Consider the following 19,316-nt stretch of genomic DNA (forward strand, 5'->3'; position numbering starts at 1 on the left):
CCGGCCAGCGTAGATCAGCGCAGCGGCAGCTCTACATGCACCTGCCAGTCACCCTCGTCCGGCCCCGTCCGCGCCCGGCCGCCGAGCAGCGCCGCGCGCTCCCGTATCCCGCGCAGCCCGCTGCCCCGGCCGGGCCCCGATATCTCCGCGGTGAGCGGATTGCGGACCTCCAGGACCAGCCCGCCGTCCTGGACCTCGATACGGACCCGGGCCGGGACGCTTCCCGCATGCCGCAGGACATTGGTGAGGGATTCCTGGAGGATGCGGTACCCCTCGCGGGACACCGGACCCGGCACGGTCTCCACGGGACCGGTCACCTCGGCGTCGACCTTGGCCCCGGAGGCACGCGCCGACTCCAGGAGCCGGTCGGCCTCGGTCAGGGTGGGGCGGCTGCTCACCGGACGCTCCGCCTCCCGCAGCACGCCGAGCACCCGTTCCAGGTCCTCCAGGGCGGCCCGGCCGGTGTCCTCGATGGCGCCCAGGGCCCGGTCGGTGAACGCGGGGTCGCCGGCCGCCCGGGCCGCGCCCGCCTGCACCACGGCGACGGTCAGCGCGTGACCGATGGAGTCGTGGAGCTCACGGGCGATGCGGTTGCGCTCCAGGAGCTGATCCGTGCGCTCCTCCAGGGCGGCGAGCCGCTCGCCGGCGGAGGGGCCGAGGAGGCGGCGCGCTATCGCCGTGATCAGCTCGCCGAGGCCGATGACCGCGCCGTACAGGGCGAGCAGAGGGAACGGGAAGAGCAGCCCGTAGGCCCAGTGCGCATGCGAGAGCGGCACGAAGGGGTTGTCGGTCGTGTCGTGGCCGGTCGCCGCGAAGACGAGATCGAAGGCGATCAGCGGCAACCAGACGGAGAGCCCGCAAGCCACCCACCCGCTCACCAACCGGATTTCCAGCCAGAGCACGGTCCGCCAGCGGTCCCGCCACGTGGCCGCTGGAGCGACCGAGAACGCCGCCTCCCCGCCGCCCCGCGCCAGCATGAACTGCGCCTGCACACCCTCGCCCCGCCGGACGGCCGGAATCAGCCCCAGCGGAACCAGCAGCACGGCGGGCACCCACGGCTTCGACATGTCGATGAACAGCCACACACTGGTGAACAGCATCGGCACCCACAGGTGCAACCAACGCGTGTACGTCGTCCCCCGAAGCAGCGGGCGCAGAAAACGGGCCATTGCGTCATCGTGACAGGCCGCACCGACAACAGGCTTCCCCCGGGCGGGGGAGACGGTGTCCCCCCGCGGGGGAGGTGACGACCCCTCACCGGCGGCCAGGCTGGGCCCATGACCAGCATCGACGTCCAAGACCTCACCAAGGAGTACGGCAGCACCCGCGCCGTGGACCAGCTCACCTTCAGCGTCCTCCCCGGCCGCGTCACCGGCTTCCTCGGTCCCAACGGCGCCGGAAAGTCCACCACCATGCGGCTCGTGCTCGGCCTGGACCGGCCCACGTCCGGCACCGCCACCGTCGGCGGCCGCGCCTACGCCACCATCCACGAGCCGCTGCGCCACGTCGGCGCCCTGCTCGACGCGCAGGCCCCGCACGGATCGCGGACCGCCCGCAACCATCTGCGGGCGCTCGCCGCGAGCAACCGCATCCCGGAGCGCCGCGTGGACGCGGTCCTCGAGCAGGTGGGGCTCGCTTCCGTCGCGCGGCGCCGGGTGAAGACGTACTCCCTGGGGATGCGCCAGCGGCTGGGCGTCGCGGGCGCGCTCCTCGGGGACCCGCCCGTGGTGCTGCTCGACGAACCGTCGAACGGGCTCGACCCCGAAGGGATCATCTGGATGCGGGAGTTGATGCGCGAGCTGGCCCGAGAGGGCCGCACCGTGCTCGTCTCCAGCCACCTCATGAACGAGACCGCGTCCTTCGCCGACCACCTCGTCGTCCTCGGCCGGGGCCGACTGCTCGCCGACACACCCATGCGGGGTTTCATCGACGCGCGCGTGCAGCCCCGCGTACGGGTGCGCACCACGGACGGCGGCGCTCTGGGCGGCCTGTTCAAGGATCACGGCATCGAGGCCGTCGAGGGCGAGGACGGACGCTGGACCGTGCTCGACGCGCGGGTGGAGGACATCGGACGCCTCACCTCGGCCGCGGGCGTGACCGTCCTCGAACTCGCGGCGGAGGAAGGCACGTTGGAGCAGGCCTACCTGGATCTGACGGCCACCGAGACCGAGTTCGCCGCCACGCCGTCCCCGACGCAGCCTCAGGAGGCCTGACCATGACGTTCGCACCCGCACTCCACGCGGAGTGGATCAAGATCCGGACCCTGCGGTCGCTGGTCGGAGGACTGTGCGGCGTTCTCCTCGCCACCGCGCTCTTCTCGGCCATCGCCGGGCTCGACGGCGAAGGCGAGGATTTCGACCCGCTGTTCTCGGCGTTCTTCGGTGTCAGCTTCGGACAGATCGCGGCGATCACGTTCGGCGCGCAGGCGGTCTCGGCCGAGTTCCAGGGCGGTGCGCTGCGGGTGTCGTTGGCCGCGGTGCCCGACCGGCTGCGGTGGTTCGCGGCCAAGGCCGTGGCGATCGCCATTCCAGCGCTGACTGTCGGCCTGGTCACGGGAGTTGTGAGCCTGGTGGTGGGGAAAGCGGCTCTGGGTACGAAGGCGAGCGGGCTGACCTGGAGCGAGGAACTGCGCGGAGTCGTCGGCTGCGGTATCTACCTGATGCTCATGGCCCTGTTCGCGGCCGGCCTCACCGCCGTCCTGCGCAGCGGCGTCGCCACGCTGAGCATCCTGATCCCGTTCCTCCTGATCGTCTCCTTCGTCGTCGGGACCGCGTCGGCCGGAGTCGCCGACTTCCTGCCCGACAAGGCGGGCCAGGTGGTCTTCCACGAGACGTGGGACGGAGCCCTCGGCGCCTGGACGGGACTCGCCGTGACCGCGGCCTGGACGGCGACAGCCCTGGCGGCCGGCGCGTGGAGCATCCGGCGCCGCGACGCCTGACCAACTCGCCACGATCGTTCGGCTGTGCTCCGCGGAACTCTCCGAGGAGCACAGCCTGTTACGTCTCGGCGGCAGCCGTCCGCAACCGCCCGAACTCCTCCGCCATCGTCGCCGCCGTCCAATGCGCGTTGAGCCCACTGGGATTGGGCAGCACCCACACCCTGCTGACCCCGATCAGCCGCTCCTGCGGACCGATGACGGCCTTGCGCTCACCGAACGCCGCCCGGTACGCGGTCACGCCCACGACGGCCAGCCAGCGCGGCCGCAGTCGCTCCACCTTGGCGGTCAGCAGCCGCCCGCCCTCGCGGTACTCCTCGGCGGACAGCTCGTCGGCGCGAGCCGTGGCGCGCGCCACGACGTTCGTGATGCCGAGTCCGTACGACGGCAACTCGCCCTGCTCCGAAGGCTTCAGCAGCCGCGGCGTGAACCCGGAGAGGTGCAGCACCGGCCAGAACCGGTTGCCGGGACGCGCGAAGTGGTGACCCGTGGCGGCCGTCATCAGACCCGGATTGATGCCGCAGAAAAGCACCCGGAGGCCGCCGTCGGCGTTGTCCGCGACGACGTCCGGCACGAGCCGGTCGCGGGCGGCCTCCAGGTCCGCGGGAGTGAGCCGCGTCAGAGGATCGCCCCCGGCGTGTATCCAGCGGCCTCCGGGTGCTGCTTAACGATCTCGTCGATACGGCCGACCACCGCGGCGACCTGGTCGGCGGCGGCGCCCGTGAAGGACAGCTTGTCGGCCATCAGCTCGTCGAGCTGTGCGCGGTCCAGCGGGATGCGCTCGTCCGCGGCGAGCTTGTCGAGCAGCTCGTTGCGCTCGGTGCCCTGCTCGCGCATGGCGAGGGCGGACGCGACCGCGTTCTCCTTGATGGCCTCGTGCGCGACCTCCCGGCCGACACCCGCGCGCACCGCGCCCATCAGGACCTTGGTCGTCGCCAGGAACGGCAGGTAGCGGTCCAGCTCACGCGCCACGACGGCCGGGAACGCGCCGAACTCGTCGAGGACGGTGAGGAAGGTCTCCAGCAGGCCGTCAAGCGCGAAGAACGCGTCGGGCAGCGCCACCCGGCGTACGACCGAGCACGACACGTCGCCCTCGTTCCACTGGTCGCCCGCCAGCTCACCGGTCATCGAGGCGTAGCCGCGCAGGATCACCATCAGGCCGTTGACGCGCTCGCAGGAGCGGGTGTTCATCTTGTGCGGCATCGCGGAGGAGCCGACCTGGCCCGGCTTGAAGCCCTCGGTCACCAGCTCGTGCCCGGCCATCAGCCGGATCGTCTTGGCGGTCGAGGACGGGGCCGCCGCCAGCTGCACCAGCGCGGTCACCACCTCGTAGTCGAGCGAGCGCGGATAGACCTGGCCGACGGAGGTGAACGCCTGCGAGAAGCCGAGGTGCCGGGCGATCCGCTGCTCCAGGTCGGCGAGCTTCGCCGCGTCGCCACCGAGCAGGTCGAGCATGTCCTGAGCCGTGCCGACCGGACCCTTGATGCCACGCAGCGGGTAACGGCCGAGCAGCTCCTCGACCCGGCCGTACGCCACGAGCAGCTCGTCGGCGGCGGTCGCGAAGCGCTTGCCGAGGGTGGTGGCCTGCGCCGCCACGTTGTGCGAGCGGCCGGCCATGACCAGCTCGCCGTACTCACCCGCGAGCTTGCCCAGGCGCGCCAGGACGGCGACGCTACGGTCCCGCACCAGCTCCAGCGAAAGCCGGATCTGCAGCTGCTCGACGTTCTCCGTGAGGTCCCGCGACGTCATGCCCTTGTGGACGTGCTCATGCCCGGCGAGGTCGTTGAACTCCTCGATCCGCGCCTTCACGTCGTGCCGCGTGACCTTCTCGCGCTCGGCGATCGAGGCCAGGTCGACCTGGTCGAGCACCCGCTCGTAGTCGGCGATCGCGGCGTCCGGCACCTCGATCCCGAGGTCCTTCTGGGCCCGCAGCACGGCGACCCAGAGCTGACGCTCCAGCCTCACCTTCTGCTCGGGGGACCAGAGCGTGGCGAGCTCGGCGGAGGCGTAGCGTCCGGCGAGGACGTTGGGGATACGGGGCTTTGCAGGCGCGGCAGTCACGTGTACGGATTCTACTGGCGATTCCTGCAGGCCAGCGCCGCGGGGTTCTTCGGCGGAACCTACGAGGCCGGGGCGGAGCCGTCCGCGATCGCAGCCAGGATGTCGGCGTGGCAGAGTTCGGGGGCGCACCAGCAGGCCAGGGTCTTGCCTCGTAGTGCGGGCACCTGGGCGAGCAGGTCGGGGCGTTCGAGCAGGTACGCCCGGTACTTGTCCATGATCTCGGCGCGGGTGCCGTCGCGCTTCTTGGTGGGGGTGTCGTAGGCGAACGGGTTGTACAGCGGGTGCTGGGGGAGGTCCCAGTGGCCCATGGTCCAGCGGCGGCCGACGTAGACGAGGTCCGCGGGGGCGTTCTCGAGCCGAGGGCCGAAGTCGTGGATACGGCCCTTGAGATTGATGACGGTGGCGCTCACGCACGGCTCCGTTCGGCCAGTTGGGATCCCGAGAGGTGCCCCCGATGATCCGGCGCCGCAGCGGCCTACGCCAGCGGACCCTCGTACGGCCGCAGCTCGGGCCGCTTCGCCGGGAGTCCGTCACCCGACGAGCGTCCCGTCAGCCGGCGTCCGATCCAGGGCAGCAGGTGCTGCCTGGCGAAGCGGGCGTCGGTGGTGCGGCGGGAGATCCAGCCGGGCGAGGCCGTGGGCGGCATCGGGGTCTGCCAGTCCGTGTCCTCGGGGTCGTACCCGAGCGTCTGCCACACCGCCTCGGCGACGCGGCGGTGCCCCTCACCCGTCAGGTGCAGCCGGTCGAAGTCCCACATGCGGGGGTCGCCGAGCGAGGGCGCTCCGTACAGGTCGACCACGAGCGCGCCGTGCCGCTTCGCGAGGTCGTCGATGTGGGTGAAGAGCTCCTCCACGCGGGGCCGGAACCGCTCGAAAACCGGACCGTTGCGGCCCGGGCTGCGCATCAGGACGAGTTGCTCGCAAGCGGGGGCCAGACGCTCGACGGCCTCCTCCAGGAGCCCGCGGACGCGCCCCATGTCGACCTTGGGACGCAGCGTGTCGTTGAGCCCGCCGACCAGCGTGATCACGTCGGGCGCCATCGCGGCCGCCACGTCCACCTGCTCATCGACGATCTGGCCGATCAGCTTCCCGCGCACCGCGAGGTTGGCGTACCGGAACCCGGGCGTCCGTGCGGCCATCCGGGCCGCGAGGAGGTCGGCCCAGCCCCGGTAGGAGCCGTCGGGCAACAGGTCCGACATGCCCTCGGTGAAGGAGTCGCCGATCGCGACAAGACTGGTGTAAGTGGCATTCGTCTGCATGGCGAAAAAGATGTTAACCCGCCCGCGTACCCATCGGTAGCTTGGGCTGTCGGATCAGGCGAGTGTCCCGGTCCCTGTCACCGCGGACTCACCCTCACACCGGCTGCCCGAACAGTTCCCGAAGCACGTCCTCCATCGTCACCAGACCGGCGAGCCGGCCGTCGCTGCCCAGTACGGCCGCCAGGTGGGTGCGACTGCGCCGCATCGCCGTGAGCACGTCGTCCAGCGGGGTACTCTCGCGGACGCGTGCGATGGGCCGCATGTCCCGCACCTGGAACGGAAGGTCGCGCGGAGTCACGTCCAGCGCGTCCTTGACGTGCAGATAGCCGACGATGCGGCGCCCCTCGTCCACGACGGGGAAGCGTGAGAAGCCGGTTTCGGCGGACAGCTGCTCCAGCCGCTCGGGAGTGACGCCCACGCGCGCGTAGACCACGCTTTCCAGCGGGAGGACGACATCGCGGACGGGCCGGCGGCCCAGCTCCAGGGCGTCGTGCAGCCGCTCCTGGGCGCGGGCGTCGATGAGTCCCGCGGCACTGGAGTCCTTGACGAGGCGGGCCAGTTCGTCGTCCGTGAAGGTCGCAGCGACCTCGTTCTTCACATCGACCTTGAGGAGCTTGAGCAGCGCGTTCGCGAAGGCGTTGATCGTGAAGATCACCGGGCGCAGTGCCCGGGAGAGGCCCACAAGGGGCGGGCCGAGCAGCAGCGCGGTGCGCACCGGCTCCGCGAGCGCAATGTTCTTCGGCACCATCTCGCCGAGCAGCATGTGCAGATACGTCGCCAGGGCGAGCGCGATCACGAAGGAGACCGCGTGGCCCGCGCTTGTCGGCACCCCCACCGCGTGGAACACCGGCTCCAGCAGGTGCGCGATCGCGGGCTCGGCCACGATGCCGAGGACGAGAGTGCACAGGGTGATGCCCAGCTGTGCGGCCGCAAGGAGCGCGGACACATGTTCCAACCCCCACAGCACGCTGCGCGCCCGCCGGTCGCCCTCCTCGGCGTGCGGTTCGATCTGGCTGCGGCGCACCGAGATCAGCGCGAACTCGGCGCCCACGAAGAAGGCGTTCACGACGAGCGTCGCGAGGCCGATCAGCAGTTGTACGACGGTCATCGTTCCCCCTCCTTCTCCTCGGTGCGCGGCGCGTGCAGCAGTACGCGCGCGGCGCGCCGTCCCGAGGCGTCCGCCACGTCCAGCCGCCAGCCGACGACCTCGACGCTGTCCCCGGGGGCCGGAATGCGGCCCAGTTCGGTCGCGACGAGGCCCGCGAGGGTCTCGTACGGTCCGTCGGGCACCCTGAGCCCGACCCGTGCCAGCTGGTCGGTGCGGACGGACCCCTCGGCCGAGTACAGCGCGCGGCCGTCGTCGTCCGTGCCGGCCGGGGACAGGTCGGAGGTCTCGTGCGGGTCGTGCTCGTCGCGTACCTCGCCGACGACCTCCTCGACGATGTCCTCCAGCGTGGCGACCCCTGCGGTGCCGCCGTACTCGTCGATGACCACGGCCATCGTGCGCTTGCCGGCCAGCCGGTCGAGCAGCCGGTCCACGGTCAGCGACTCCGGTACGAACAGCGGTTCACGCATGATCTGGGAGACGGGGGTGCGGGCCCGGTGTTCCGCGGTCACTGCCAGTACGTCCTTGATGTGCACGACGGCGACCACCGAGTCGAGATTGCCGCGGTAGACGGGGAACCGCGACAGGCCGGTCGCCCGGGTCGCGTTCGCCACGTCCTCGCAGGTCGCCTGCAGGTCAAGCGCCATGACCTGGACGCGCGGGGTCATCACGTTCTCCGCGGTCAGGTCGGCGAGGTTGAGCGTGCGCACGAACAGCTCGGCGGTGTCCGCCTCCAGGGCACCCTCCTTGGCGGAGTGCCGGGCGAGGGCCACCAGCTCCTGGGGTCCGCGCGCGGAGGCCAGCTCCTCGGCGGGTTCGAGGCCGAAGCGTCGTACGACACGGTTCGCCGTGTTGTTGAGATGGGTGATGAACGGGCCGAACGCGGCGCTGAACCAGCGCTGCGGGGTCGCCACCCGTTTGGCCACCGCCAGCGGCGAGGAGATCGCCCAGTTCTTGGGCACCAGCTCGCCGACGACCATCAGGAAGACCGTCGACAGGCCGGTGCCGATGACCAGCGCGACCGAGTGGGACGCGGAAGCGGAGACGCCGGCCGACTCGAGCGGGCCCGCGATCAGCTTGGCGATGGACGCCTCGGAGAGCATGCCGACCACCAGGTTGGTGACGGTGATGCCGAGCTGGGCGCCGGACAGCTGGAAGGTCAGATTCCGTACGGCCTTCAGGGCGCCGGCGGCGCCGACCTCGCCGCGTTCGACGGCCCGCTCCAGCTCGCTGCGCTCGACCGTGGTCAGCGAGAACTCCGCCGCGACGAACGCGCCACAGGCCAGGGAGAGCAGAATCGCCACCAGGAGGAGGAGCACTTCGGTCATCGGGTCACCTCCGTCCCATGATCGGCCAGGGCTGGGGGGATCGCGCGATGTCGGCCGACGCGGTGAGGACCACGGCGTCGGCGTCGGGGAGGCTCGCCCATGGGCGGACGCTCACGCACCTTTCAGAGGGCCGGCTGATCAGGCCATGGTAAAGGGTCGGTAAAGCGGGTTCAGTCGCCGAGAGGCTTCACCCAACGGCGCCAGTGTTCCTCGGGTGCGTACCCCGCCGCCCGCCACGCATGTTGAGCGGTCTCGTTCCGCTGGAGCACCATTGCGTCCCCGCGGCGCCCCCCGAGTCGTACGAACCTCTCCTCGGCGGCCGCCAGCAAGGCCGAGCCGATCCCCAGCCGCCGCCGCTCGGGATGCACCGCGAGCCGGTACAGATGGCACCGCCAGCCGTCGAAGCCGGCGATCACCGTGCCGACCACTTCGCCGTCGCGCTCGGCCAGGATCAGCGCCTCGGGGTCGCGGGCGACCAGCCGCTCCACGCCGTCGCGGTCGTCGCTGATGCTCGTCCCCTCGGCGGCCACCTTCCAGAAGGCCAAAACGGTGTCGAGGTCGTCGGCCGTCGCGGCCCGTATCCGCAGTTCAGTCATGCCGCGATCTCATCACGCACAGCTGTGGCACCTCGCGGAATTCCATTATCCGGACGGCGCTTTCACTCCCCGCGCAGCGCCTCGATCACCTCTCCGAACGCCTCCATGTACGGCTCCAGGACGGTCATGTACGAGAAGCCGTACCGCTCGCGCTGTGCCCGCACCTGCGCGCTGATCTGCTCCACCGTGCCGACCAGCACGATGGGAAGGGCCAGGACCTGTTCCAGCGTCAGACGGGGCACGCGGGAGTGCAGTGCCCGCACCGCGGCCTCGCGGTCGTCGGTGACGGCGACGATCTGGATGAGCACATTCAGCTCGGCGGGTTCCTTCCGGTCCACCGCCAGGCGCTGGTACGCCGCCACCCGCTCGTCCAGTTCCTCCGCCGTGAGCGGGTCCAGCTTCCCCGTCGTACTGCCGGGCACCAACCGCATCCCCGTGAACGCCGCGATGTCGGCGTGCCCGGCGGTGAGCCGCAGCATCCGGTCGCCGTTGCCTCCGATCAGCAGCGGAACCCGGGAGCCGGGGAGGCCGGCCGAGTCGAGCAGCCGCTCCAACTCCTCGACCGTGCGCACGAGATGGTCCACCCGCTCACGCGGGGAGCCGAAGGGAAGGCCCGCGGTGTCGTGCTCCGCCTGTATGTAGCCGGTGCCGAGGCCGAGTTCGAGGCGGCCGCCCGTCAGCGCGTCCGTGGTGGCCACCTCGCGGGCCAGCAGCGTGGGATTCCAGAAGCCCGCGTTGAGCACGAACGTGCCGAGGCGGAGCCGCTCGGTCGCCTCGGCCGCGGCCACCAGGGCCGGGAACGGTGCGGGCATGCCGAGGTGGTCGGGGACCAGGATCACGTCGTAGCCGAGCTGTTCGGCCCGGCGGCACTTCTCGCGCCACTCGTCGGCAGGTGCGGGGCTCATCATGCTGACGCCGAAACGGAAGGGACGCGGCATGAACTCTCCTCAGCCATGGGTGACTTGACGGGAGTAGATCACTCGTGCGCGATCGCCGCCAGCACATTCATGCGGGAGGCACGCAACGCCGGCAGCAGCGCCGCCACGATGCCCACGAGTGCCGCACCGACCACGACCGCGATGAGCGTCGTCCACGGAACGGCGAACGCCTTCATGCCCTGAAGCGCGAGCACCTGCTGCACGCAGACCCCCCAGATCAGGCCGAGTGCCAGACCGAGGACCGCGCCGAACACGGCGATCACCACCGACTCGAGGCGGATCATCCGGCGCAGCTGACGCCGGGAGAGCCCGATGGCGCGCAGCAGTCCGATCTCGCGGGTGCGCTCGACGACCGACAGGGCAAGGGTGTTGACCACGCCGAGCACCGCGATGACGATCGCGAGTCCGAGCAGCGCGTACACGAGGTAGAGCAGCACGGCGATCTGATCGTGGACCAGTTTCTTGTAGTCGGCCAGGTCGCGCACCTGCACCTGCGGATAGGGCTCGAGCGTCTTGTCCAGGTTCGAGCGGAGCGTGTCGGGGCTGGTGCCCGAGGCCGCGTTCACGTACAGCGCGGAGTCCTGACCGCCCGGCACGTACTTCTCGATCGTGGCGAAGCCGAAGAACAGCCCGCCCGTCATCCCGAACCCGTCGGAGCCGTCCTGGTCGGTGAGCGCCCCCACCGTCAGCTCGGTGTTCCGTCCGGCGGGGAACTCGACGGGGATCGTGCTGCCGACGGTTACGCCATGATCCTTCGCGAAGTCCGCGTCCATGGCGATCTTCCCGTCGCCGAGCGCCGCCGCACTGTCCCCCTGTGTGTACGTGACGCGGGCGACGTCGTCGAGTTGCGGATCGTAGGCCGTGGCGGTCGTCTCGATCCGCTTGCCGTCCGGCAGCCGCACCGCGACCGGCGAGAACCGCTGGCGGACCACGAGCCCGGTGCCCTCCGTTTGGCGCACCTTGTCGGTGACCTCCTGAGAGAACGGCACGAAGTTGCTGTTCTGGATGACGAAGTCGGCGCCCAGCGTCTTGTCGATCTGCTCGTCGAAGGACTTGGACATGGACGCGCTCGCCACGGACATCCCGCCGACCAGGGCGAGCCCCACCATCAGGGCGGCCGCGGTGGCGCCCGTGCGGCGCGGATTGCGCAGGGCGTTGCGCTGGCTCATCCGGCCGACCGAGCCGAACAGGGCGGGGAAGGCCCCGCCGAGGACCCGGATCACCGGCCGCACCAGCAGCGGACCCGCGATGACTGTGGCGATGAGCGTCAGGACGATGCCAAGTCCCAGCAGGGAGGCGGACGATGAGGTGCTCGACGACGCGGCGCACCCAGCGAGCGCGGCGGCGCCGGCCGCTCCTACGACCGAGCCGACGATCGCGCGCACCCGCAACGGCCTTCCCACACCGGCGACTTCGGCGTCCGCGAGGGCCGCCATGGGGGAGACGCCGGAAGCGCGCCGCGCCGGGAGATACGCCGCCACGAACGTGACGCCGACCCCGACGACGTACGCCGAGACGGGAGTCGCCACACCGATCACCATCTCGGTGGACTTGAGGTTCATGCCGAACACGCCCATGAGCTCGATCAGCCCCGCCGCCAGCCCGATTCCCACCGCCAGGCCCACGGTCGATCCGACGAGGCCCAGCAGCAGCGCCTCGGTCAGCACCGACCGGCGCACCTGACGCCGGTCGGCGCCGAGGGCGCGCAACAGGCCCAGTTCGCGGGTGCGTTGGGCGATGAGCATCGAGAAGGTGTTGACGATCAGGAAGACGCCGACCAGCACGGCGATTCCGGCGAAGCCGAGCATGACGTACTTGATGATGTCCAGGAATCCGCCGAGTTGGGCGGCGGCGTCCTCTGCCTGTTCGTCGGCAGTCTTCAAGTCGTAGGTGGTCGTGCCGAGTTCGGCGGCGATGCGCTGCTTCAGTACGTCGTCGGTGACACCGGGGGTCGCGTTCACCGAGATGCTGGTGGCGGCCTCGGGCGACCCGAGCAGCTGGTCCGGCGCGGTCCGGCTGTCGAGGAACACCAGCGCGGCACCGGGGTTGGTGGTGGTGAAGGTGGCGATGCCGACGATCTTCACCTTGAACGTGCCCGGCTGTGCGAGCACGGTCAGGGTGTCGCCGATGCCCACGTCCTTGCTCTTGGCGGTGTCCGCGTCGAGCAGCGCCTCGCTGGCCCCTTCCGGCGCGTGGCCGGAGGTCAGCTTCACCGGGCTGCGGTCGGTGAGGTACCAGTCGGTGGCGATGGTGGGCGCGCCCGTGGTCGGCCCGACCGACTCGTTCTCGCTGTCGACGACCGTGATGTTCTCGACGGACGCGTCCGCGTGGGTGGACTCGACCCCGTCGATCCCCGCGATACGGGTGGCCAGCGAGGCCGGCACGGTCTCGGCGGCCCCGGACGGGATCTGCGAGTTGAGATCGTCCTTGGGGCCCACCGTCACATCGGCGGAGGTGGACGCGAAGAGCCGGTCGAAGGTGCGGGTGACCGTGTCCGAGAAGATGAGGCTGCCCGCGACGAACGCCACGGACAGCACGACAGCCAGCGCCGACAGGAGCAGCCGCCCCTTGTGCGCGAGAAAACTCCGCAGTGTCGCCTTGAGCACGACCGCCTCAGTCCTTGTCGAGGGTTACGTCGCGGGAGTCGCCGTCGGTGCTTACGGCACGGACCTCGCCGTCAGGGGTTGTGGCACGCGCGTCGCCGTCCGGGGCTTTGGCGCGAGCGTCGAGGTCAGGGGTTGCGGCACCGTCGAAACCGATGGCCTGCTGGTGTCCGTGTCCCCCCGTGAAGCGGCGCATCCGCTCCAGCACCGCGTCCGCCGTCGGCCGCTCCATCTCGTCCACGATCCGCCCGTCCCCGAGGAAGAGCACCAGGTCGGAGTGGGCGGCGGCGCTCGGATCGTGCGTGACCATGACGACGGTCTGGCCCAGTTCGTCGACCGCCTCGCGCAGGAAGCCGAGGACTTCGAGCCCCGCGCGGGAGTCGAGGTTGCCGGTCGGCTCGTCCGCGAAGATCAGCTCGGGTCGGGAGGCGAGCGCCCGGGCGCAGGCCACGCGCTGCTGCTGCCCGCCCGACAGCTGGGAGGGGCGGTGCTTGAGCCGGTCCCGCAGACCGAGCGTGTCGATGACCTGGTCCAGCCACTTCTGGTCGGGCTTCTGGCCCGCGATGTCCATGGGCAGGGTGATGTTCTCGGCCGCGTTCAGCGTCGGGATCAGGTTGAACGACTGGAACATGAAGCCGATCCGGTCACGCCGCAGCCGGGTCAGCTCGCGGTCCTTCAGCCCGGTGATCTCGGTGTCCCCGAGCCACACCTGTCCGGCCGAAACGGTGTCGAGTCCCGCCAGGCAGTGCATGAGCGTGGATTTCCCGGAGCCCGAGGGACCCATGACCGCGGTGAAGCGGCCACGCGAGATGTCGACATCGACCGAGTCGAGGGCCAGCACGGCCGTCTCGCCCGATCCGTACGCCTTGGTCAGGCCGCGGGCGCGAGCGGCTGTCCCCTCGGCCTCCGCCCGGCCGACGACGTGCTCCGCAGCAGGTGTGGACAAGGCCGCCTCCTCAGTGATGGACGTCCCGACTCCCTTGTCGCGGCCGAGCCTAGTGTGATCCCGGGCACACTCGGTATCCCCCCGAGGTGCCAGGCCATCTCCGCCCCAGGTCGTGCCCCTGATTCCCGTGTAAGGGGCAATCTCCACCCTCAGGCGCACGGATACCCCCTTGCCGGTGCTAGCGGTTCGGCGCTAGCTTCGAGGTATGGCGAAGACTCAGCTGAACGTGAGGGTGGACGAGGGCACGGCCCGAGCCGCCCGCGAAAAAGCCCTGGAGCGAGGGATGAGCGTGAACCGCTACATCGAAGAGCTGGTCAGACAGGACACCGGGGAAGTCGGCCACACCTTCGTCGACGCCGCCGCCGATTTCATGAAGCAGTACGAGAGCGTCTTCGCCGAGGAATTCGGTTCGGACCGAGAAGGCGCGCGCGAAGGTCGTCGTTGATCCCTTGAGCAGTCTCAGAGTCGACCTTGCCTGGCTCCTCATGATCGCCGAACAGAAGACGCCCGGAGACCCCCAGATCACCGACTGGGGAGCCCTCGTCGCCGCCGTGAGCCGGCACGAGGCAGAGATATTCGGCATTCCCGTATACGACAGCCCGCACGCCCGCGCCGCCGCGCTGCTCCAGCTCCTCCTGCACGTACCGGCACTCGAACGCTCCAACGCGATGTTCGCCTCGGCCGTCGCGTACGGCTACCTCGTCGCCAGCGGCCTCAAGGTCGTCACCTCGCCCGAGCAGGTACGCGAACTCGCCCGCCTGGTGAAGGCCGGTGACGCGACCGTCCACGACATCACGCAGGAGCTGCGCCAGTGGAGCCTATGAGGCTTCGTTCTCCCTGACGGCGGGGCGGCGGGCGGTGCCGAGGACGCAGTACGAGGTGGGCAGCCGCGGCCCCTTCTCGGGCATCAACATGCGCCTGTACGGGCCCAGTTCGAATCCGGCGTCCCGCAGCGCGGCGATCGGGTCGCGGGCCAGATGGCAGCCGCCGTTGAGCCGCGGCCACACCGTGCGGTCCAGGCCGCGCTGGGTGTACGTCATCGCGCGCCCGCCGCCCGTGCCGTGCTCGAAGAACCGCAGGGTGCCCCCGGGCCGCAGTACGCGTCGCAGTTCGGCCAGGGCTCGCGGCGCGTCGCGCACACTGCACAGCACCAGCGAGACCACCGCCGCGTCGAAGGCCTCGCTCTTGACCGGCAGTGCCTCCGCCGCGCCCGGCACCACGTCGACGGGTACCTCGGAGCGCAGGGCCGCCTCGACCGCCAACTGCCGCAGCAGCCGCTCGGGTTCGATGGCGACGACCTCGGAGACGGTGCTCGGATAGTGCGCGAAGTTCAGTCCGTTGCCCGCGCCGATCTCGATGACCCGCCCCGAAAGCCCGGCGAGCAGCCGGTCGCGTACGCCGCCCATGCCCATCCTGGTCTCGGCGGCCACGCCGATACGGGCGTAGTAGCGGGCGAAGAGGGGATGGTGCACGGTGTCCCGTGACACCTTGCCGGAGCTGGCGGAACGGAGCGGCATGACGGACCTCCCGGGAGGACGGGCCTTACCGCGATTGTCCCCCGTACGGGTCCGTCGCACCCCCGCTGCGTGGTCCCGGCGGCGCCGGGACCACGCAGCGGGCGCTCCGGCGGGTCAGGCGATGAAGTCGCGCACCTGGGTGTAGACGCCGTAGTCGTTGTTCATGTCGGTGTGTGAGACGCAGCCGACCTCGACGTTCGTGGCACCACTGAGGATCGCGGTGGTGTCCGGGGTGAGGAGGTCGTCGCAGTTGGACCAGTAGCTGGCGTAGGACACGCTGCCCGGTGTCTCGTCACCGGAGTTGAGGGACGTCAGGAACGAGCTGCCGGTGTACATCTCCGCGCAGGAGGTGTAGAGCCAGGTGCACCAACTGGCGGTCGTGGTCCCGTGGTTCACCCCGGCGACCGACACGAAGTCGTCCACGTACGAGGTTCCCGAGAGGTTCTTGAGGTAGTAGCGCGAGCTGAGCGGGCCCATGGAGTGGGCGACCAGGTCCACCTTGGACGCGCCGGTGGCCGAGAGCACGCTCTGGATCTTGGCGGAGAGCTGCTGGGCGGTGGTGGCGTTCGACTGGCTCCAGCTGTACGACCACGCGTACAGCTCGGAAGAGGTGTAGCCGTCGGCCTTGAAGTCGGCGATCCAGTCGTCCCAGCTGCTCGCCGAACTGCTCAGTCCGTGCACGAAGATCACGGGGTTGTGGGTGGCGGCGTGAGCGGGAACCGCGGAGAGGGAGAGCGACAGAAGGAGCGCTGCGGCCACGGCGGAGAAGAACGTGGCGACGCGACGCATGCGGGGCTGCATGGTGCCTCCTGATACGGGTGGGGTTTTCAGGAGTGTCAGCCGGGGTCTACGCGCGCCGCATCGGTGTAATCGCCGGTCTTTACTTGCCAGTTAACTCGCCAGTAACGTCATTCATGTGGTGACTCCGGTGAACCCCCCACCTATCCCGCCCGCTTCGCCACCGTCGCTCACACACGCGTGGCAGCGCGCCGACCCAGCACAGCCCGGACTTCCCCCACAGTCCGGGCTGGGCCCCTCGCTCTCCGAAGGCGTACGCGTACGGGTGCTGCGCGCCGCGCACGGCGACCGGCGCGCTGCCACGGAACTCGCCTCGGTACTGACCGAGCGTCAACTGACCGGCCTCGACCCGCTACCGGCCCAGCCGCCCGTACTTCTACGCGCGTACCGCCAGGAAGTCCGCGCCCTGCCCGACAGCACCCGCTTCCTCCTGCTCCTCGCGGCGGCCGACCAGCACCCGGTGGCCACCCACGCCTACCTGCGCGCCGTCACCGCGGCCGGGATCGACACCCGGCCTCTCGACGCCGCCGAGGCGGCCGGGCTCGCCCATGCCACCGCCGACGGGATCGTCTTCCGGGACCCGTGGACCCGGATCGCCGCGTACGAGACGGTCCGCCCGTCGGACCGGCGCGAGGTCCACCAGCTCCTTGCGCGCGTCCTGCGCGGTGAGGGTGAGGAGCCGCGCCGCGCCTGGCACCACGGCGCCGCCGCGCTCGGCCCCAGCCGCAGGCTGGCGGCGCGGCTCCGAGTGGCCGCGGACCGGGCACGCGACACGGGCGAACACGCCCTCGCCTGCGCCCTCGTGGAACGCGCCGCCGCACTCGCACCCGACCCGCACGACCGCGCACTCCTGCTCGCCCGCGCCGCCACCGACGCCTGGCACTCCGGCGACACCGACCGCGCCCGCCGCCTCGCCGCGGCCACCCCCGACGACGCCCTCAGCGGCCTCCTGGCCCTGCGTGCGGGCAACGCGACCGACGCGTTCGACGCGCTGCTCACGGCGGCGGTTCGCTGCGCGGGGGGCGCGCGGGGGGCCGACGGCACGGTCGACCGCGGTCCCGGTGCCCGGGGCGCTGCCGGTGCGTTGCTGGCGACCGAGGCCGAGGCCGGTCCGATCTCCGTCGGCGAGTTGCAGGCGGCCTCGGCTCGCCCGGAGACCGGCGCCGCCGTCCACCTGCTCGCCCGGGTCACCGAAGCCGCCATCTACACCGGCGACCTGCGGCGGTGCCGGGAGGCGGCGGCGGTCGCCGACCGGCTCGGGATTGTGCCGCCCGGCACGCTGGGCGGGCTGGCCGCTGCCTTCGAGGGGCGCTACGAGGATGCGCGGGACGTGCTCGAGGCGGCGGCCGGGCGGTGCGGACCCGGTGGCGACCCCACTCTCCTCATCCACGCCGGAATCGCGGCGCTGATGCTCGGCGACCACACACGAGCGGCCTCCGCCACCGTGCGGGCCGCCGCCTCGGCCCGCGCCAGGGGCGAGACCGTGACCGTGCCGCAGGCGATGGAGTTCAGGGTGTACGCCGAGTTCTGGACCGGCCGTACCCGAGCCGCGGAGGCCGACACCCTCGACGCCCTGCGCCAGGCGTACGCCACGGGTCAGGACAACGGGGCCTGCCATCTCCAGGCCGCCCTGGCCATGTTCGCCGCCCTCACCGGTGACGAGGAGGTGTGCCTGGAGCGCGCCGAGGCCGCCCGTACCTACGCCCTGGCCCGCGGGCTCGGACTCCCCGCCGCGCTGGCCCTGTTCGCGCTCGCCTTCCTGGACCTCGGCGCCGGCCGCTTCGCCGCCTCCGCGGCCCGGCTGCGTGCCCTGGCCGGATTCGGCCCCGGGCACGGGCACCGCGCCATCCGCCACCTCGCCACCCCGCTCTACGTCGAGGCGGCCGTCCGCAGTGGCGACACCCGCGTCGCCCGGGCCGCCCACGCCGACTACGACCGCTGGGCGCGCACGATCCGCAGCGCCGACGATCTGGCCCTCAGCGCCCGCTGCCAAGCCCTCCTCGCCTCCGGCCCCGAAGCCGTCGAGCACTACCGCACCGCCCTGGACCTGCACGCCTCCGGCACCCGTGACTTCGAACGCGCCCGCACGGAGCTGCTGTTCGGCGGTGCGCTACGGCGGTTGCGGCGCCGCACGGAAGCGCGTGACCGGCTGCACAGTGCGCTCGAAGCGTTCGAGCACTTCGGGTCGCCGAAGTGCGCTGCGCAAGCTCGTGCCGAGCTCCGCGTCCTGGGGGAACCTGCCTCACCCGCGCGGGGAGTCGACGATCTCGCCGCTCGCCTCACCGCTCAGCAGCTCATGGTGGCTCGCATGGCTGCGGAGGGGGCGACCAACCGGGAGATCGCTGCGCGGCTGCTGCTCAGTCCGCGCACGATCGATCACCATCTGCGGGGTGTCTTCGCGCGGTTGGGTATCCGGTCGCGGATCGAGTTGGTGCGGATGCTGGGGGAGGGGTGACTGGTGTGGTTCCTTGGCTGCGGGCTCGTCGTGGCTGGTCGCGCAGTTCCCCGCGCCCCTTAGGGGGCGCACTCGGCGTTGAAAGTGGCGGCGTCCCAGCTTCCGCCCAGCCTTGGTGCCAGCCAACTCTGTGCCCCTGTACGGAAGTCAGCGGGATCAAGTACACCCGAGCCCTCTGGCACGGCCCCGAGCAGCGGAGCCCCCGCCGCCACCGGAAGGTCGGCGAGGTTGCAACGGGATGCCAGGTCGGGCTTGTTGGGCCAGCTTCCGATGAGGACTCCGGCGAAGTCCAGGCCCCGGGCGCGTAGTTCACGTGCCGTCAGTTCTGTCGTGTTCAGGGTGCCCAGGCCTGCCGGAGCGACCACCAGCACCGGCGCGTTCAACAGCCGTGCCGCGTCTGCCAGTGTTCCGCCCTCGTCGTCGAACCGGACGAGCAGCCCGCCCGCCCCCTCGACGAGGACCACATCGTGCTCGGTGGCCAGCTTGGCCGCCGCCTCCGCCACCTCGTGGGGCCGTACCGGTGCGAGAGAGGCCCGCCGAGCCGCCGTAGCGGGCGCCAACGGCTCGGGATACCGGGCGAGTTCGAGCGTGGTCACGGCGCCCGCGAGCCGGGCCACCTCGTCGGCGTCGCCGCGCTCGTCCGGACGTACGCCGGTCTGCGCGGGCTTGAGCACGGCCACGGACCGCCCGGCCGCGAGGGCCGTGGCGGCGACGGCGGCCGTGGCGATCGTCTTGCCGACCTCCGTGCCCGTCCCCGTGATCACCAGGATCTCCAT

At 71.1% G+C, this 19,316-nt stretch carries 19 protein-coding genes; 5 read left to right on the plus strand and 14 right to left on the minus strand.

Annotation, left to right across the window (positions count from 1 at the left end; genetic code table 11):
• Positions 1 to 14: 14 nt before the first annotated feature.
• A complete protein-coding gene (locus OG246_RS25965; protein ID WP_266468371.1) occupies positions 15 to 1,169 on the minus strand; it encodes a sensor histidine kinase in 1,155 nt (384 codons plus the stop codon).
• Positions 1,170 to 1,277: 108 nt separating this feature from the next.
• Between OG246_RS25965 and OG246_RS25970 the strand changes: the two genes are divergently transcribed.
• Together OG246_RS25970 and OG246_RS25975 are read left to right on the plus strand one after the other, a co-directional pair.
• Positions 1,278 to 2,213 carry an ABC transporter ATP-binding protein gene (locus tag OG246_RS25970; protein ID WP_266468374.1) on the plus strand — a complete coding sequence of 312 codons (936 nt, stop codon included), beginning with the start codon at positions 1,278 to 1,280 and terminating at the stop codon, positions 2,211 to 2,213.
• A gap of 2 nt (positions 2,214 to 2,215) precedes the next feature.
• Positions 2,216 to 2,938 carry an ABC transporter permease gene (locus tag OG246_RS25975; protein WP_266468376.1) on the plus strand — a complete coding sequence of 241 codons (723 nt, stop codon included), beginning with the start codon at positions 2,216 to 2,218 and terminating at the stop codon, positions 2,936 to 2,938.
• A gap of 58 nt (positions 2,939 to 2,996) precedes the next feature.
• Here the strand turns inward: OG246_RS25975 and mug are convergent, their stop codons facing one another.
• From mug to OG246_RS26025, 10 genes are all read right to left on the minus strand, one after another.
• Positions 2,997 to 3,509, minus strand: a complete 513-nt coding sequence (mug, locus tag OG246_RS25980; RefSeq protein ID WP_266468379.1) for a G/U mismatch-specific DNA glycosylase — start codon at positions 3,507 to 3,509, stop codon at positions 2,997 to 2,999.
• Positions 3,510 to 3,553: 44 nt separating this feature from the next.
• On the minus strand, positions 3,554 to 4,996 hold the full coding sequence (gene purB, locus OG246_RS25985; protein ID WP_266468382.1) for an adenylosuccinate lyase: 1,443 nt from the start codon (positions 4,994 to 4,996) through the stop codon (positions 3,554 to 3,556).
• Positions 4,997 to 5,055: 59 nt separating this feature from the next.
• Positions 5,056 to 5,406: a DUF4326 domain-containing protein gene (locus OG246_RS25990; protein ID WP_266468385.1), complete on the minus strand. Its 351-nt coding sequence runs from the start codon at positions 5,404 to 5,406 to the stop codon at positions 5,056 to 5,058.
• Between the two features lie 65 nt (positions 5,407 to 5,471).
• Entirely contained in the window at positions 5,472 to 6,254 is a 783-nt protein-coding gene (locus OG246_RS25995; protein WP_266468388.1) for an SGNH/GDSL hydrolase family protein, read from the minus strand.
• A 94-nt stretch (positions 6,255 to 6,348) separates the two neighbouring features.
• A complete protein-coding gene (locus OG246_RS26000) occupies positions 6,349 to 7,362 on the minus strand; it encodes a hemolysin family protein (RefSeq protein ID WP_266468391.1) in 1,014 nt (337 codons plus the stop codon).
• Positions 7,359 to 8,687 carry a hemolysin family protein gene (locus OG246_RS26005; protein WP_266468394.1) on the minus strand — a complete coding sequence of 443 codons (1,329 nt, stop codon included), beginning with the start codon at positions 8,685 to 8,687 and terminating at the stop codon, positions 7,359 to 7,361. The genes OG246_RS26000 and OG246_RS26005 overlap by 4 nt, the downstream gene beginning before the upstream one ends.
• A 170-nt stretch (positions 8,688 to 8,857) precedes the next feature.
• A complete protein-coding gene (locus OG246_RS26010; protein WP_266468395.1) occupies positions 8,858 to 9,283 on the minus strand; it encodes a GNAT family N-acetyltransferase in 426 nt (141 codons plus the stop codon).
• Between the two features lie 62 nt (positions 9,284 to 9,345).
• Complete coding sequence (locus tag OG246_RS26015) at positions 9,346 to 10,221, minus strand: LLM class F420-dependent oxidoreductase (protein ID WP_266468397.1); 876 nt, start codon at positions 10,219 to 10,221, stop codon at positions 9,346 to 9,348.
• A 38-nt stretch (positions 10,222 to 10,259) separates the two neighbouring features.
• Positions 10,260 to 12,827, minus strand: coding sequence for an ABC transporter permease (locus OG246_RS26020; RefSeq protein ID WP_266468398.1), 2,568 nt, complete (start codon positions 12,825 to 12,827; stop codon positions 10,260 to 10,262).
• A 7-nt stretch (positions 12,828 to 12,834) separates the two neighbouring features.
• Positions 12,835 to 13,770, minus strand: coding sequence for an ABC transporter ATP-binding protein (locus OG246_RS26025; RefSeq protein ID WP_266468400.1), 936 nt, complete (start codon positions 13,768 to 13,770; stop codon positions 12,835 to 12,837).
• A gap of 205 nt (positions 13,771 to 13,975) precedes the next feature.
• Between OG246_RS26025 and OG246_RS26030 the strand changes: the two genes are divergently transcribed.
• Complete coding sequence (locus OG246_RS26030) at positions 13,976 to 14,215, plus strand: toxin-antitoxin system HicB family antitoxin (protein WP_266468403.1); 240 nt, start codon at positions 13,976 to 13,978, stop codon at positions 14,213 to 14,215.
• Between the two features lie 4 nt (positions 14,216 to 14,219).
• On the plus strand, positions 14,220 to 14,594 hold the full coding sequence (locus OG246_RS26035) for a fic family toxin-antitoxin system, toxin component (RefSeq protein ID WP_266468406.1): 375 nt from the start codon (positions 14,220 to 14,222) through the stop codon (positions 14,592 to 14,594).
• Here the strand turns inward: OG246_RS26035 and OG246_RS26040 are convergent.
• Both OG246_RS26040 and OG246_RS26045 read right to left on the minus strand, forming a co-directional pair.
• Complete coding sequence (locus tag OG246_RS26040) at positions 14,589 to 15,287, minus strand: class I SAM-dependent methyltransferase (RefSeq protein WP_266468408.1); 699 nt, start codon at positions 15,285 to 15,287, stop codon at positions 14,589 to 14,591. The two genes, OG246_RS26035 and OG246_RS26040, sit on opposite strands and share 6 nt — an antisense overlap.
• 114 nt (positions 15,288 to 15,401) lie before the next feature.
• A complete protein-coding gene (locus OG246_RS26045; protein ID WP_266468411.1) occupies positions 15,402 to 16,088 on the minus strand; it encodes a triacylglycerol lipase in 687 nt (228 codons plus the stop codon).
• A gap of 115 nt (positions 16,089 to 16,203) precedes the next feature.
• On the opposite strand from OG246_RS26045, the gene OG246_RS26050 reads away from it, so the two are divergent.
• A complete protein-coding gene (locus OG246_RS26050) occupies positions 16,204 to 18,540 on the plus strand; it encodes a LuxR family transcriptional regulator (RefSeq protein WP_266468414.1) in 2,337 nt (778 codons plus the stop codon).
• A gap of 59 nt (positions 18,541 to 18,599) precedes the next feature.
• On the opposite strand, the gene bioD is transcribed toward OG246_RS26050, so the two are convergent.
• Positions 18,600 to 19,316 (minus strand): dethiobiotin synthase, encoded by a 717-nt coding sequence (gene bioD / locus OG246_RS26055; RefSeq protein ID WP_266468417.1) that lies wholly within the window; start codon positions 19,314 to 19,316, stop codon positions 18,600 to 18,602.

The organism is Streptomyces sp. NBC_00620, assembly GCF_026341825.1.
GTDB lineage: Bacteria > Actinomycetota > Actinomycetes > Streptomycetales > Streptomycetaceae > Streptomyces.